The organism is Pseudomonas sp. WS 5010 (assembly GCF_012985565.1).
GTDB lineage: Bacteria > Pseudomonadota > Gammaproteobacteria > Pseudomonadales > Pseudomonadaceae > Aquipseudomonas.
The window spans coordinates 145,660-159,879 of record NZ_JAAQWQ010000008.1 but is presented as its reverse complement, the minus strand read 5'-3'; the positions used below and the strand labels follow the sequence as shown (position 1 = coordinate 159,879).

Genomic DNA, 14,220 nt, shown 5'->3' with positions numbered 1-14,220 from the left:
AGTTCAGGCACCATTTCCACTAGCTGACACACCGCCATCGCAGGCAAGCCAGCTCCTACATTTGATCTGCGGTGTGGCAAAAATCCTATGCCCAACAGAGATCCCCTGTAGGAGCGGGCTTGCCCGCGATAGCGGTAGTCCAGGCACCATTTCCGCTAGTTGACACACCGCCATCGCAGGCAAGCCAGCTCCTACCTTTGATTTGTGGTGTGGCCCAAACTACTGCCTCGACGCACATCCCCTGTGGGAGCGGGCTTGCTCGCGAAAGCAGTGGTTCAGTCAACATCAATGTTTGCTGGGCCGACGTCTTCGCGAGCAAGCCCGCTCCTGCAAGGGGAAAAGCGTCCGGCCTTCAGCCCAGCCGCGCCGCCGCCCGTGCGGCAATTTCGCCCCGGGTCTTGCGTGATTCAGCGGTGCGCTTATTCGCCTCGTCCAGCACCGGCCGTGGCGCGGTGTCCGGGCGGCCGGCATTGAAGGGCGGGGCTGGCGCATATTCAAGCTGCAATTGCACCAACTGCGCCGCCGCCTCGCCGTACAGCTCGGCGGCCAGGGTCAGGGCAAAGTCGATCCCCGCCGTGATGCCGCCCCCGGTGAACAGATTGCCGTCGCGTACCACACGCTCCTGCACCGCAGTCGCGCCCAAAGTGGCCAGCATCTCGTGATAGGCCCAATGCGTGGTGGCTCGCCGCCCGCGCAGCAAACCCGCCGCTCCCAGCACCAGCGAGCCGGTACACACCGACGTCACATAGCGCGCGGTCTGGGATTGTGCCCGCAGAAAGTCCAGGGTCGGCTCATCTTCCATCAGCGGCCCAACCCCCGAGCCGCCCGGTACGCAGATCACGTCCAGCGTCGGGCAATGGTCGTAGGTGATGGTCGGCGACAGCACCAACCCGCTGCTGGAAGTGATCGGCGCCAAGTCTTTCCAGATCAGGTGCAACTTTACGTCCGGCAATGACGCCAGTACGTCGTAGGGGCCGGTGAGGTCCAGTTGCTGGATGCCGGGGAACAACACAAAGCCGATCTGCAAGGTCATGGTGAAACTCCAGGAGAGGGGATGGACGGCTTCACTCTAGTGGCCTAGGCTTTGGCGCATACGCCATTGAGCCCACGAATCACGCCAATCATGCCGAAAATCATCCATGTGCTGGCCTTTGCCAACGTGCAGGTACTCGACGTCACCGGGCCGTTGCAAGTGTTTGCCTCGGCCAACGACCTGGCACGCCAGCAAGGTTTGCCGTTGCCCTATGCGGTCAACGTGGTTGCCGCCCAGGCCGAGCCGGTGATGACCTCTGCCGGCCTGGCCCTGGTGGCCGAGCCGTTGCCTGCCGCCGATACGCCTTGCGACACCCTGGTGATCGCTGGTGGCTGGGGCGTGTATGGGGCGGCCGATGATCCGCAACTGGTGGAGTGGGTGCGGCAAAAAGCCAAGCAGTCGCGGCGCATCACCTCGGTGTGTACCGGTGCCTTCCTGTTGGCCGCCAGTGGCCTGCTGGACGGCTGCCGTGTCGCCACCCACTGGACGCGCTGCGAGGAACTGGCGCGTAAATACCCCAGGCTGCGGGTCGAGGCCAACCCGATCTTTATCCAGCAGGGCTCGCTCTGGACTTCGGCGGGAGTCACGGCCGGTATCGATTTGTGCCTGGCCCTGGTGGAACAGGACCTGGGCCGCGCGGTGGCCCTGGAAGTAGCGCGGCACCTGGTGGTGTTTCTCAAGCGACCCGGTGGGCAGTCGCAGTTCAGCGTCACCCTGTCCCTGCAAAAGGGCGGCAGCCGCTTCAGCCAATTGCATGCGTGGATTGCCGAGCACCTGCACCTTAACTTGAACATCCCGACCCTGGCGGCTGCGTGTGGCATGAGCGAACGCAGCTTCGTACGCCATTACCGCGCTGAAACCGGCCAGACCCCGGCCCGGGCGGTGGAACTGATCCGCGTGGAAACCGCACGCCGGCAACTGGCCGACAGCACCGTGGCAATCAAGCGCATCGCGGCGCAATGCGGCTTTGGCAGCGAAGAAACCATGCGCCGCAGTTTTATCCGCGCGTTGTCGATCACCCCGCAGCTTTATCGCGAGCGGTTTGCGGCGCCGGCGTGAGTCTGCTCCAGCAGTTCAAACAATGCATCGAGGGTGGCCTGCGGTGCTTCCTGGGGAATATTGTGGCCCACCCCGGCGAGCACCTGGCGTCGATAGAATCCGCTGAAATTGCCCACGTCGTCATCCACCTCGGGAGCCGGGCCGACACCGTCGTCGGCGCCGCACAGCGAAATGCTTGGCACCGAAATCGGCGGCGGCTGCACCAGCGCCTGTTCAATCCCTTCCAGCGCCGGATCACCCTCGGCATACATGAAACGATGGCGATAGGAGTGGATCACCACTTCCACAAAGTCCGGGTTATCAAACGAGGGCGCCGTCTGCGGGTAAAGGCTCGGCCCCTCGGCCCAGGAGGGCGACCAGAGTGACCACAGCAGTTCACACAGCTCGCCGCGGTTGGCGGTCAGGCCATCGACACCCCGTTGGGTGTGGAAATAGAACTGGTACCACAACCGATGCTCCGTGACCGGCGCGCGTGGCTGGACGGACTTGGCAATGTCCTGAATGTTGTAGCCATCACCTGTGACCAGGCAGCGTACGCGCGTGGGCCAAAGCGCCGCGACAATGCACGCGGCGCGCCCGCCCCAGTCATAACCAGCAAGGGCTGCCTGGCCGATGGACAGGGCGTCCATGAAATCCAGCAGGTCCTTGGCCAGTGCCGCCTGTTGGCCGGAGCGCATTACCTGGGCGTGGGCAAAACGGGTCGGGCCGTAGCCGCGCAGGTAAGGCACCAGCACGCGATAGCCAGCCTCGGCCAACACCGGCGCGATGGCATCGTAGCCGCGAGGGTCATAGGGAAAACCGTGCAGCAGAATCACCACTTCGCCGTCGGCCGGGCCATGGGCTTCGTAGGCGATATCGAGCATGGGAGTGCGGATATACAGCAGCGCGATCGAGGGGCTCATTGGGACTCCGTTAGGGTCACAGCAGGGAGCCTGGACTTTAGCGCGAAACCTTTGCGTGTTCATGGGCCAGCAGCGAAAACACTTGCAGGTCCTGATAACGCCCCGCCCAAAACCCGGCCTCGCGCAGCACGCCTTCGCGGCTAAAACCCAGGCGCCCCAGCAGCGCCTGGGACGCCAGGTTGCGCGGATGAACCAGCGCTTCGACACGATGCAGTTGCATCTGCGCAAAGCCCCAGTCGAGCGCGCTGCCCAGGGCCTCGTTCATCAAGCCTTTGCCCCTGGCCGCCGGCGCCAGCTCGCAGGCCAGGGCGCAGCTGTTCCACTGGCGATTCCATTTGAACAGCCCACAGGTGCCAATCAACCTGCCTTCACATTCCAGACCCCAGCGCGTGCCCGGATTGGCCTGGGTCCGCCATTGAGCGAAGGTGGCGATCAGGGCGTGGGCCTGGGATACATCGGTCATGGGATCAATGCCAAACCAGGGCATGGCCTCGGCGTCGCGATAGATCGCGAACAGCGCCGGGGCGTCGTGGGGGGTCAACTCCCGCAGGTGCAAACGTTCAGTGTGCAGGGTGGGGAACACATCCCTGTGGTGTGGCGCGGTTGGCATGGGTATCGACTGAACATTGTCGGGCGCCAGGGGCGGGTTCATATTCGTTCCTTGAATACAGGAGGGGGCAGGCAGATAGCTTGCTCAAGGTAGCAAAGATCAAAGGTGGAGCGGTCGAGCTTTAGCGAGGCAGCGATGGCGTCGGTGCAGCCAATGTGGAGGTTGCCTGATAGCTTCTACAAGGGTTTCACTTCGCTGCTCGATTCTCAAGGTTGCCACACGGTTTTTTCCCCACTCAACTTGCGATCCAGAAACGTCGCCGCGCTGATCAGCGCCAAATGGCTCAAGGCCTGGGGCGTGTTGCCTAGATGCCGTGCCTGGCTGTCGAACTCTTCGGCATACAGCCCCAGCGGGTTGGCATAGCGCAGCAGTTGCTCGAATTCCAGGTGGGCCTTTTCCACTTGCCCCGCGCGGGCCAGGCATTCGACGTACCAGAATGAACAGGCGGTAAACGCCCCCTCTGTGCCTTGCAAGCCGTCAATCTGGCTGTCGTCATTGCGGTAGCGGTACACCATGCCGTCGCGCACCAGGCTTTTCTGGATGGCCTCCAGGGTCGACAGCCAGCGCGGGTCGGTAGCCGCCACGAAGCGCACCAGTGGCATCAACAGCATCGACCCATCCAGTGCAGTGCTGCCGATGTGCTGCACGAAATGCCCGCGTTCGGCGTTCCAGAAGTTGCTCCAGATATCTTCATAAATCGCCTGGCGGGTCTGGTCCCAGCGGGCGAACGGGGCTGGCAGCGAGCGTTTGGAGGCCAGGCGTATCGCCCGGTCGAGCGCCACCCAGCACATCAGCCGCGAGTGCAGGAAGTGATGCTGCTCGCCACGCATCTCCCAGATGCCGACGTCTTTCTGGTTCCAGGTTTCGCACACCTGGTCCACCACTTCCAGGGTGTGTTTCCAGCCTTCATGGGAGATGGCCTCGCCGTACTTGTTGACCAGGTACACCGCGTCCATCAGTTCGCCAAAGATATCCAGTTGCACCTGGTCAAAGGCCTCGTTGCCAATGCGCACCGGTTGCGCGCCGCCGTGGCCGCTGAGGTGGGTCAACTCGGTTTCCGGCAGCTGTTGGCGGCCGTCGATGCCATACAGGATATTGATTTTCATCGGCTGCCCGCAGCAGTCGCTGACGCGCCCGCGCAGCCAGCGCATGTAGTCATTGGCTTCCTGGACAAACCCCAGGCGCATAAAGGCATAGACGGTGAACGAGGCGTCGCGGATCCAGGTGTAGCGGTAGTCCCAATTGCGCTCGCCGCCGGGGCTTTCGGGCAGGCCGAAGGTGGCCGCTGCGAGGATCGCCCCGTGTTTGCGCGAGGTCAAAAGCTTCAGGGCCAGGGCCGAGCGGTTGACCATTTCCCGCCAGCGGCCACGGTAGTTGGACTGCGCCAGCCAGCCGCGCCAGAACTGCAGGGTGCGTTGCAGGCACAGGTCGGTGCCGCCACTGTCGACACGCACATCGTCGAGGCCGCCAAGGACAAATTCGGCGCCCTGGTCCTGGTCCAGGGTAAAGCAGGCGACCGCGGCATCGTCCTCGATCTGTACCGGTAGGCTGCTGGCCAGGCGCAGGCCGGGCAGGCCCGGGGCTTGGAAACATACATCGGTCTTATCCGCCGTAGCCCGGGTGGGCGCCCGGGCATAGTCATGGCGTACCGCGCAGCGCATATGCAGGGTGGCCTTGCCGCTCACCACCCGCACGCGGCGGATCAGCAGGGGCAGGTCGTCGACGTCGTCGCTGATGCTCAGCAGGTCGGTGATTTCCACCACCGCCTCATCGCTCAGCCAGCGGGTTTGCAGGACGTTGGTGTCCGGCAGGTAGATTTGTTCGCGGCGCGCCTCGGGCAGGTCTGGGGTGAGCTGGAAGATCCCGGCGGCGGGGGAGTCGAGCAGTGAGCAGAAGATCGACGGGCTGTCGAATTCCGGCCAGCAGAAAAAATCGATGCTGCCCTGGTCGTTGATCAGCGCTGCACTGCGCATGTCGCCGATGATGCCGTGGGCGTCGATGGCGCTTTGCGCTTCGTTTTTCAGATCAACCATTGTCTTTGAACTCCGGATAAAGGCTCATGCCGCCGTCGATAAACAAGGTGCTGCCCACCACATAGTCGGACGCATCACTGGCCAGCCAGACCACGGCATTGGCCACATCCTCCACGTCGCCAACGCGGCCATAGGGGATCAGTTTGAGCAACTGCTGCTCGGCATCGCCCTCGGTGGCGGCGCGGTTGATGGCCGTGCGGATCGCCCCCGGCGCGATGCCGTTGATGCGGATCCGCTGGTGGCTGACTTCCTGGGCGAGGCTGCGCATCAGCATCTCGACGCCGCCCTTGGAGGCCGCGTAATTGACGTGGCCGGCCCAGGGGATCAACTGGTGCACCGAACTCATATGGATGATCTTGCCGGCAGCCCGCGATACGCCGACTCGCACACCCTGGCGGTTGAAAATGCGCAAGGCGGCGCGGGCGCAGAGGAACTGGCCGGTGAGGTTGACGCCAATCACCGCGTTCCATTGCTCAAGGGTCATGTCGCTGATGGCGGCGTCTTTCTGCAGGCCCGAGTTGGCCACCAGGATGTCCAGGTGGCCGAAGGCGTCGAGGGTTTGCGCAAACAGGCGCTCGACATCGGCCTCCCTGGACACGTCGGCACCGATCGCCAGGGCCCGGCCACCGGCCTGGTTGATCTGCGCGGCCAGGGCCTGGGCGGGTTCTGCCTGGCTGTTGTAGTTCACCACCACCGCCGCGCCGGCGGCGGCCAACGCTTTGGCGGCGCCCGCGCCGATGCCGGAGCTGGCCCCGGTGACCACGGCCACTTGTTGTTCCAACGAGATGCGCATTGTCCACCCAACCTTTCTTCAGGAGTCCATTGAGCTGACTGATGGTGCGCGGCACAAGTTCAGCGGCTTGTCTGAAATGCGACGATGGCTGTCTATATCTATCGTTTTCGCCAGCGGGCTTTTGGTTAGAATCAGCGGCTCGATGACGTGAGACGCTGCCCATGACAACTGCGCACCGGCCTTGGCTTGAGGCTTATGCCGACAACTACCGCAACGACGAAGTGGTCCACCCCCATTGTCATACCCAGGCGCAACTGATTCACGGGGTCACCGGAGTGATGGTGGTCAGCACCGCCCAGGGCAGTTGGCTGGTGCCGTCCGGGCATGCGTTGTGGGTGCCCGCCGGGACGCCCCACGAGATCCGTATGGCCGGCGAGGTGCACATGCGCACCTTGTTCCTGATGCCTGAGGTGGAGCCAAGCCTGGGCCGGACCTGCCAGGTGATCGAGGTCTCGGCCCTGCTGCGCGAGCTGATCGTGGCCGCCACACAGATCGCCGGCCAGAACAGCCCACGCTTGCAGGCCATGGTGGAGTTGATCCGCATGGAGCTGTTGGCTGCACCGGTGGTGGCCATGCATGTGCCGGTTCCCGGCGAAGCGCGCTTGGCCCGGCTATGTAACCGGTTTATCCGCAACCCATCCGATGACAGCAGCCTGGAGTCCTGGGCCGAGACCCTGAACATGAGCGCGCGCACCCTGAGCCGGATTTTCCAGCGGGAACTGGGCATGAGCTTTGGCGAGTGGCGCAAGCGTGCGCGCCTGGCCCTGAGCCTGAAGCTGCTGGCCCAGGGCGCTTCGATCCTGGAGGTGGCGCTGGAGCATGGTTACCAGAGCCCGAGCGCGTTCAGCGCGATGTTCCGTCGTTCGCTGGGGTATCCGCCGAGTCATTTCCGTCCCGGGGCCTGATGTTGCTTCATGTAACCCAATTGTCCATTTGGCGACGATACATGGCCCTGGCGCGGGCGAATCCGCCAGGGTGCATGCCTAATCTGCAAAGCTCATTCTTCAGCGAGCTTTGTGATGCCCAGCCTTGTCGTTCATCCACCCACTAGCCATCGATCCCCGGCATCCCTGACCCTGCTTCTGCTGGGCGCGCTGGCCGGATGCAGCGGCCTGCCCGACGAGCCAGCCGCGCAGTTGACAGCCCAGGCGGCGCCGCAATTGTCCAGTGGCTCGGCCACCCAGCCGCTGCCCCAGCGCTGGTGGCAGTTGTACCGCGACCCGCAATTGGACCGGCTGGTCGAGCAGGCCTTGAGCCACAACAAAGACCTGGAGGCTGCCGCCGCCCATGTCGACGCGTTGCTGGCCCGCCTGGAACAGGTCGACAGCGAGCGCCAACCCTCGAGCCTGCTGACCTACGGCGTGGGCTATGGCCGCAGCCGAGACGACCAGACCCTGGCCCAGGCGAGCGGTAAACATGCCGACGCCCAATGGAGCCATACGCCCGGATTCGCCCTGAGCTACACCCTGGACCTGTGGGGCGAGGTGCGTTATCGCCTGGCCGCCGCCCGCGCCGATGCGGATGCGGCGCGCGCGCTGGAAGATGAATGGCGGGTGACGGTGGCCGCGCAGATCACCCGCGCCTATGGCCAGGCCTGCGTCTATGAGTTCAGCCGCCAGGTGCAGCGTCATTCGGTGCAAGTGTTGGAGCGCAGTGTAGAAGTCACCCGCACGTTGCAGAAAGCCGGGGCGGCGACGGCGCTGGACCTGGCGCGCCTCGATGGCCTGCTGGAAGAAACCCGTGCGCCGTTGCCGATATTGACTGCCCGCCGTCAGGCCGCCCTGTATGAATTGGCGGTGCTCAGTGGGGTGGCGCCCCAGGACGTGGCCCGCAACAGCTGTGCCCGACCCCCGCAATTGCAGGCGCCGCTGCCGGTGGGGGACGGCTGGGCGCTGGTGCAGCGGCGTGCCGATATCCGGCGTGCCGAGCGCCAACTGCAAGCGGCCACGCTGGCCATCGGTGTCGCGCGCGCAGATTTGTATCCGCGGGTGACGTTCGGTGCCGCGCTGGAGTCTTCCGCCAGCAGCCTGGGCAAGTTGGGGGACAGTGAGGCGCTGGTGTATTCCGTGGGGCCGTTGCTGTCCTGGCGCTTTCCCCATCGCGGCGTTGCCCAGGCCCAGGTGGGCCAGCGCCGGGCCCAGGCGCGCGAGGCCCAGGCGCGTTTTGACGGCACGGTACTCAATGCCTTGAAACAGGTCGAGCAAGCCCTGGCCCTGTATCAGGGCGAACAGCAACGCCGCCAGGCCCTGCAAGCCGCGCTGGACAGCAGCCAGCGGGCGTTTGAGCTGGCCAACCGCAGTTTTCGGGCCGGCGCCCTCGATGCCCTGCAACTGCTGGACAGTGAGCGCAGCCTGGTCAACCTGCAGGCCACCCTGGCCCAGGCCGACCTGCGCTTGATCAACCGCCAGATCGACCTGTTCCAGGCCCTAGGTGGCGGCTGGCAACGTGACGATCACCCCCAACCCATCCCCCTTGCGACCCTTGGAGCCACGCCATGAACCAGGCTGTTGAACCCGCCATCCTGCAATCCACTCCCAGCTTGATGCAACGCCATCGCCGCGCATTGTTGACGGGCGCATCCCTGGCGACGCTGTTGGGGCTGGGGCTGTTTGCCGGGTATTGGTGGCAATGGGGGCGATTCCTTGAAGAAACCGACGATGCCTACGTGCGCGCCGATTGGGTGGCAATCAGCCCACGCATCGCCGGCTACGTGGCCCAGGTGTTGGTGGAGGACAACCAGCCGGTCAAGGCCGGGGATGTGCTGGTACGCCTGGATGACCGCGACTTTATCGAACAGTTGCACAGCACCGAGGCCAAGTTGCAGCAAGCCCGGGCAGCGGCGACGGCGCGCCAGTCCAGCCTGCATACCCTGGACGCACGCCTGGGCGAGCAGCAGCAACGCATCGTCCAGGCTCAGGCTGCGTTGAGCAGCAGCGAGGCCGAGGCTCATCGTGCCCGCCTGGACTTCCTGCGTTATCGCGACCTGGTGGACCAGCAGATTGCTACCCGTGAGCGCCTGGAAACCGCCAGTGCCGGCCAGGCCAAGGCGCTGGCGGCAGTGACCGAGGCCCGTGCCCAAGTGGCCCGGCAGCAGGCCCAGTGCCAGGTGTTGCAGGCGCGCCGCCAACAGGCCCAGGCGCGGATTGCCCAATCCCAGGCCCGGGTGGGCGAGGCCCAGGCCAAACTGGCCCTGGCTCGCAACGCCTTGAATGACACGGCGATCCGCGCGCCGTTCGATGGGGTCGTGGGCCAGCGCAAGGTGCGTCGCCAGCAGTACGTGATGCCGGGCCTGCCGTTGCTGGCGGTGGTGCCGGTGGAGCAGGCCTATGTGATCGCCAACTACAAGGAAACCCAGTTGCAACACATGGCGCCGGGGCAATCGGTGGATATCGCGGTGGACAGTTTTTCCGGCCAGCACTGGCGCGGCCAGGTAGAAAGCATCGCGCCCGGTTCCGGCGCGGTGTTTGCCTTGTTGCCGCCGGATAACGCCACCGGCAATTTCACCAAGATCGTGCAGCGCTTTGCGGTGAAGATCCGCCTGGTGACCGACGCGGCGAATGCGCCCGTCATCTTGCCGGGAATGTCGGTGATCGCCACGGTGGACACCCGTCCGGCCAGCCAGCAGGACGGTTCCCATGGAGGCTGATGCACGCACCTCGAACGTATCGTTTCGCGCCTGGGTCGCGGTGATCGGTGGCTTGTTCGGGTGTTTCATGGCCGGCATGAACGTGCATGTCACCAGCGCCGCCCTGCCGGAAATCGAAGGGGCCCTGGGGGCTACGTTCGAGGAGGGTTCGTGGATTTCCACGGCCTATCTGGTGGCGGAAATCATCATGATCCCGCTCACTGCCTGGCTGGTGCAGGTGTTTTCGTTGCGGCGGGTGATGTTGTGGGGCTCCGGGGTGTTTCTGGTGGCCTCGGTGGCGTGCTCGATGGCGCCTAACCTGCCGGTGATGATCATCATCCGGGTCATCCAGGGCGCGGCGGGGGCGGTGCTGATTCCGTTGTCGTTCCAGTTGATCATCACTGAGTTGCCCGCCAGCAAGATCCCCCTGGGCATGGCGCTGTTCAGCCTGGCCAACAGTGTGGCCCAGGCTGCGGGGCCGTCCATTGGTGGCTGGCTGACTGATGTTTATTCGTGGCGCTGGATCTTCTACCTGCAACTGTTTCCCGGCGTTGCCCTGTTGGCGGCCGTGGCCTGGTCCATCGACCGCCAGCCGATGAACCTTGGGTTGCTGCGCCAGGGCGACTGGCTGGGCATCGCCTGCATGGTGCTGGGGTTGGGGGCATTGCAGATCGTGCTGGAGGAGGGTGGGCGCAAGGACTGGTTCGGCTCCTCCTTTATTGTGTGGATGAGCCTGGCGGCGGTAGTGGGGTTGGTGGGTTTTGTCGGCCGGCAATTGTGGGGCAGCAAGAGTTTTATCAACCTGCGGTTGTTGGCGCACTACAACTTTGGCGTCGCCAGCGTGGCGATGTTTATCTTCGGCGCCAGTACGTATGGCCTGGTATTTCTGGTGCCCAACTACCTGTCCCAGATGCAGGGCTACAACGCCAGTGAAATTGGCATCAGCCTGATTGCCTATGGTTTGGTGCAACTGGTGCTGGCGCCGTTCCTGCCGCGGCTGATGAAGTGGTTGAGCGCGAAAATCCTCGTGGCTTCGGGTTTTGCGATCATGGCTTTGGGCTGTTGGATGGGCGCGCATTTGTCGGCAGACAGCGCCAGTAACGTGATCATCCCCTCGATCGTAGTGCGCGGCATCGGCCAGCCGCTGATCATGGTGGCGCTGTCGGTGCTGGCCGTGCATGGGCTGGCCAAGGCGCAGTCCGGTTCGGCCTCGGCGGTGTTCTCGATGCTGCGCAACCTGGGCGGTGCGGTGGGCACGGCCTTGCTGGCGCAACTGGTGGTGGTGCGCGAGCAGGTGCATTCGGCGCGCATCGGTGAGTCGCTGAGCATTTTCGAACCTGCTTTGCAGCAACATTTGCCGGGCGGCGGCGTGTTGCAGGAGCAATGGCCGCAGCAGCAGCAAGTGCTGGAGTTGCTCGACCAGAGCGTGCGGCACCAGGCATTTTTGATGGCTTACAGCGACGCGTTCTACCTGGCGTGTGTGGCGCTGACCTTGTGTGCGGTGGCGGCGTTGCTGCTTCGTCGCACTTGATGGCTGTCGCGGGTTGAGCAATTCAGCGATTGGGTTTCAGCCCCCGCAGCAGCAACTCCAAGCCTTGCAGCGCTTGCTCCAGGCGTTCGTCCGGGCGTTCGGCATGGGCAATCCATTGCGCCGTATCCACCAGGCTGCCATTGATCAATCGGGCCAGCGCCAGGCTGGGGGCCTGTTCAACCAGCCCGGCGTGCATCAACCCCTCCAGCAGCCCGCGCAATGATTGGATGCATTGCTGCTGGGCTGCGGTGTTTTCGCCAAGTACTGCCGGTGCATCTTGCAGCACGATGCGCTGGATCTCGGGGTCCTGGGCCATGCGCAGATAGGCGCGACAGCGTTCGCAAAAACCATCCCAGGGGTTTTCGGCCTGGGCGCTGATCTGCTGTAGACGTTGATCCATCTCGCCGTCGAGTTGCGCGACTACCGCCGCCAATAAGCCTTTTTTGTCGCCAAAGTGATGGTACAACGCTCCACGGGTCAGGCCGGCGCGGGCGGTGAAATCATCCATCGAGGTATTGGCAAAGCCTTGGGCGGCAAAGGCCTGGCGGGCGCTGGCAAGCAGGCGGGCACGGGTTTGTTCGATCATCTCGGCGCGGGCTCGGCTCATGGGAAACGCTCGTTATTTGCGGGTGAGTGGTTGACATACGCTGCGTATATTACTCATGATTTGTCACATACGCACCGTATATATTTCATCGAATGGCCAGCTCCAGGGCTCCCAGCAAGAGGTCACGCACCATGGCAAACCCCTACGCCGAGCTGTTCAAGGCGCCAGGCTCCAGGGCTTTTGTATCGGCTGGCATGCTCGCCCGCATGCCGATTTCCATGACCGGTATCGGGTTGATCACCATGTTGTCGCAGCTTCGCGGCGGCTATGGGCTGGCGGGCGCGGTGGCGGCGACGTTTGCCCTGGCCACGGCCTTTTGCGCGCCGCAGGTTTCACGGCTGGTGGACCGTTACGGCCAGGGCCGTGTCTTGCCGGTGGCGGCGATGATTGGCGGGGGGGCGTTGCTGTTGCTATTGCTGTGCACCCGCTTGCAGGCGCCGGACTGGACTCTGTTTATCTTTGCCGCCCTGGCCGGGTGCATGCCCAACATGTCGGCCATGGTGCGGGCGCGCTGGACCGAGATCTATCGCGGCCAGCCGCGTTTGCAAACCGCCTTTGCCCTGGAATCGGTGCTCGACGAGGTGTGTTTTATCCTCGGCCCGCCGCTGTCGGTGGGGTTGTGTGTGCTGCTGTTTCCGGAAGCCGGGCCCCTGGTGGGGGCGGCCTTGCTGGCGGTCGGGGTGAGCACGTTCGTCCTGCAAAAACAGACGGAGCCTGCCGTCCATGCACAGCTTGAGCAGCATGGCCGCTGGCTGATCACCCAACCTTCGGTGCTGGTGTTGATGATCCTGCTGATGGCCATGGGCACCATTGTCGGGGTGGTGGATGTGGTCAGCGTGGCGTTTGCCGAGCATCAGGGCCAGCCGGCTGCCGCGAGCATCGTGCTGTCGGTGTATGCCATTGGCTCGTGCCTGGCGGGGTTGGCCTTTGGCGCGTTGAAACTGCACATGCCGTTGCCCCGGCAGTTCCTGCTGTGTGGCCTGGCCACGGCGTTGACCACCCTGCCGTTGTTGTGGGTGGGGGACATTCTCGGGCTGTCGCTGGCGGTGTTTGTCTCCGGGCTGTTTTTTGCGCCGACGCTGATTGTGTCCATGGCCCTGGTGGAACGGGTCGTGCCACCCAGCCGCCTGACCGAAGGCATGACCTGGCTGATCACGGGCCTGAGCATCGGCGTGGCCATCGGTGCTGCCAGTTCCGGCTGGATGATCGACCAATCTGGCGCCCCCAGCGGGTTCTGGGTGGCGCTGGTGGCCGGCGCGGTGGTGTTGGTGGCCGCGGTGTTGGGCTACCGCCGCCTGGGATGAGTCACCCCAGGGCGGGGTGACTGTCCGCACCGTGATGGCGCAGGAACTCGTGCAACGCCTGGCGCGTCAGGTCGTTGAGCGTGACCTTTTTCTGCGTCGCCGCCAGGGCCGCGGCCAGGTGCAGATCATGGCCGACCCGCACATTGAACGAGCCTTTGCAGGGCTTTTCCGGTGTCTGGCCCAGGGTCTGGCAAGTAGCCAGGTAATCCTCCACGGCCTCGCGAAAGGCCGCTTCCAACTGGGCCACGGTCTGGCCTTCGTAGCTGACCAGCGGGCGGATAAACAGCAGCTTGCCGAACAGGCAATTGTCCTCGACGCTGGCTTCTATGGAGCCGATGTAGCCTTTGTGTCTCAACTGGTTGCTCATTGAGTCAAGCCTCCTGATTCCAACTGTTCAATGATCTGGCGCCGAATGTAGTACTTCAGCTCATTGCCAGGGTGGGGCTTGTGCAGGGTGATCATTGCACTCGGGTCGCCAATGTCGAACTTGACGCGGCTCCCAGCCCCTTCGATTTGTCGATAACCCAGCCAGCCCAGCAACGTGACGAGCTCAGGCCAAGTAAATGCCATCTGCAGGTTGAGCAGTTTGGCGAGCAGCTTTTCATTTTTGGACACGGCGTTCCCTGCGTGTAACTAAATGTAGTTGCAAATGCGTTGATCCGTCAATGATAGGACGCCTTCGCGGGCCTCTGTCGGGTTTGATGTAACGCCCGATGACTGCAC

General features: G+C 63.9%; 14 protein-coding genes. 6 read left to right on the top strand and 8 right to left on the bottom strand.

The features are described from left to right. Positions 1-352: 352 nt before the first annotated feature. Entirely contained in the window at positions 353-1,033 is a 681-nt protein-coding gene (inhA, locus tag HBO11_RS24870; protein WP_169954790.1) for an isonitrile hydratase, read from the bottom strand. 90 nt (positions 1,034-1,123) lie between these two features. Here inhA and HBO11_RS24865 point away from each other — a divergent pair, with 90 nt between their 5' ends. Beyond that, positions 1,124-2,092, top strand: coding sequence for an AraC family transcriptional regulator (locus HBO11_RS24865; RefSeq protein WP_169954789.1), 969 nt, complete (start codon positions 1,124-1,126; stop codon positions 2,090-2,092). Here the strand turns inward: HBO11_RS24865 and HBO11_RS24860 are convergent. The 4 genes from HBO11_RS24860 to HBO11_RS24845 form a co-directional block, all read right to left on the bottom strand. Further along, positions 2,062-2,994 (bottom strand): alpha/beta hydrolase, encoded by a 933-nt coding sequence (locus tag HBO11_RS24860; RefSeq protein WP_169954788.1) that lies wholly within the window; start codon positions 2,992-2,994, stop codon positions 2,062-2,064. The two genes, HBO11_RS24865 and HBO11_RS24860, sit on opposite strands and share 31 nt — an antisense overlap. 37 nt (positions 2,995-3,031) lie before the next feature. Next, positions 3,032-3,604 (bottom strand): GNAT family protein, encoded by a 573-nt coding sequence (locus tag HBO11_RS24855; protein WP_169954799.1) that lies wholly within the window; start codon positions 3,602-3,604, stop codon positions 3,032-3,034. Between the two features lie 206 nt (positions 3,605-3,810). Further along, the gene (locus HBO11_RS24850; protein WP_169954787.1) at positions 3,811-5,637 is read right to left on the bottom strand and encodes a glycoside hydrolase family 15 protein; all 1,827 of its coding nucleotides are present in this window, start codon (positions 5,635-5,637) and stop codon (positions 3,811-3,813) included. After that, positions 5,630-6,430 (bottom strand): glucose 1-dehydrogenase, encoded by an 801-nt coding sequence (locus HBO11_RS24845; protein WP_169954786.1) that lies wholly within the window; start codon positions 6,428-6,430, stop codon positions 5,630-5,632. Before HBO11_RS24845 ends, HBO11_RS24850 begins: the two co-directional genes overlap by 8 nt. Before the next feature lie 161 nt (positions 6,431-6,591). On the opposite strand from HBO11_RS24845, the gene HBO11_RS24840 reads away from it, so the two are divergent. From HBO11_RS24840 to HBO11_RS24825, 4 genes are all read left to right on the top strand, one after another. Continuing rightward, a complete protein-coding gene (locus HBO11_RS24840; protein ID WP_169954785.1) occupies positions 6,592-7,335 on the top strand; it encodes a helix-turn-helix transcriptional regulator in 744 nt (247 codons plus the stop codon). Positions 7,336-7,449: 114 nt separating this feature from the next. Further along, the gene (locus HBO11_RS24835) at positions 7,450-8,928 is read left to right on the top strand and encodes a TolC family protein (RefSeq protein ID WP_169954784.1); all 1,479 of its coding nucleotides are present in this window, start codon (positions 7,450-7,452) and stop codon (positions 8,926-8,928) included. Next, a complete protein-coding gene (locus HBO11_RS24830; RefSeq protein ID WP_169954783.1) occupies positions 8,925-10,076 on the top strand; it encodes an HlyD family secretion protein in 1,152 nt (383 codons plus the stop codon). Before HBO11_RS24835 ends, HBO11_RS24830 begins: the two co-directional genes overlap by 4 nt. After that, the gene (locus HBO11_RS24825) at positions 10,066-11,586 is read left to right on the top strand and encodes an MDR family MFS transporter (RefSeq protein WP_169954782.1); all 1,521 of its coding nucleotides are present in this window, start codon (positions 10,066-10,068) and stop codon (positions 11,584-11,586) included. Before HBO11_RS24830 ends, HBO11_RS24825 begins: the two co-directional genes overlap by 11 nt. A 22-nt stretch (positions 11,587-11,608) precedes the next feature. Here the strand turns inward: HBO11_RS24825 and HBO11_RS24820 are convergent, their stop codons facing one another. Further along, complete coding sequence (locus HBO11_RS24820; protein ID WP_169954781.1) at positions 11,609-12,193, bottom strand: TetR/AcrR family transcriptional regulator; 585 nt, start codon at positions 12,191-12,193, stop codon at positions 11,609-11,611. 131 nt (positions 12,194-12,324) lie between these two features. Between HBO11_RS24820 and HBO11_RS24815 the strand changes: the two genes are divergently transcribed. Next, positions 12,325-13,497 (top strand): MFS transporter, encoded by a 1,173-nt coding sequence (locus tag HBO11_RS24815; protein ID WP_169954780.1) that lies wholly within the window; start codon positions 12,325-12,327, stop codon positions 13,495-13,497. 1 nt (position 13,498) lies between these two features. Here HBO11_RS24815 and HBO11_RS24810 read toward each other — a convergent pair whose 3' ends face one another. Continuing rightward, positions 13,499-13,864, bottom strand: a complete 366-nt coding sequence (locus HBO11_RS24810) for a type II toxin-antitoxin system HicB family antitoxin (protein WP_169954779.1) — start codon at positions 13,862-13,864, stop codon at positions 13,499-13,501. After that, positions 13,861-14,112, bottom strand: a complete 252-nt coding sequence (locus tag HBO11_RS24805) for a type II toxin-antitoxin system HicA family toxin (RefSeq protein WP_169954778.1) — start codon at positions 14,110-14,112, stop codon at positions 13,861-13,863. Before HBO11_RS24805 ends, HBO11_RS24810 begins: the two co-directional genes overlap by 4 nt. Positions 14,113-14,220: the final 108 nt, after the last annotated feature.

Coding starts and splice junctions, on each gene's coding strand:
- HBO11_RS24835 (WP_169954784.1), top strand. CDS start 7,450: ATGCCCAGCCTTGTCGTTCATCCACCCACTAGCCATCGATCCCCGGCA.
- HBO11_RS24860 (WP_169954788.1), bottom strand. CDS start 2,994: ATGAGCCCCTCGATCGCGCTGCTGTATATCCGCACTCCCATGCTCGAT.
- HBO11_RS24865 (WP_169954789.1), top strand. CDS start 1,124: ATGCCGAAAATCATCCATGTGCTGGCCTTTGCCAACGTGCAGGTACTC.
- HBO11_RS24845 (WP_169954786.1), bottom strand. CDS start 6,430: ATGCGCATCTCGTTGGAACAACAAGTGGCCGTGGTCACCGGGGCCAGC.
- HBO11_RS24855 (WP_169954799.1), bottom strand. CDS start 3,604: ATGCCAACCGCGCCACACCACAGGGATGTGTTCCCCACCCTGCACACT.
- HBO11_RS24840 (WP_169954785.1), top strand. CDS start 6,592: ATGACAACTGCGCACCGGCCTTGGCTTGAGGCTTATGCCGACAACTAC.
- HBO11_RS24825 (WP_169954782.1), top strand. CDS start 10,066: ATGGAGGCTGATGCACGCACCTCGAACGTATCGTTTCGCGCCTGGGTC.
- HBO11_RS24815 (WP_169954780.1), top strand. CDS start 12,325: ATGGCAAACCCCTACGCCGAGCTGTTCAAGGCGCCAGGCTCCAGGGCT.
- inhA (WP_169954790.1), bottom strand. CDS start 1,033: ATGACCTTGCAGATCGGCTTTGTGTTGTTCCCCGGCATCCAGCAACTG.
- HBO11_RS24850 (WP_169954787.1), bottom strand. CDS start 5,637: ATGGTTGATCTGAAAAACGAAGCGCAAAGCGCCATCGACGCCCACGGC.
- HBO11_RS24820 (WP_169954781.1), bottom strand. CDS start 12,193: ATGAGCCGAGCCCGCGCCGAGATGATCGAACAAACCCGTGCCCGCCTG.
- HBO11_RS24810 (WP_169954779.1), bottom strand. CDS start 13,864: ATGAGCAACCAGTTGAGACACAAAGGCTACATCGGCTCCATAGAAGCC.
- HBO11_RS24830 (WP_169954783.1), top strand. CDS start 8,925: ATGAACCAGGCTGTTGAACCCGCCATCCTGCAATCCACTCCCAGCTTG.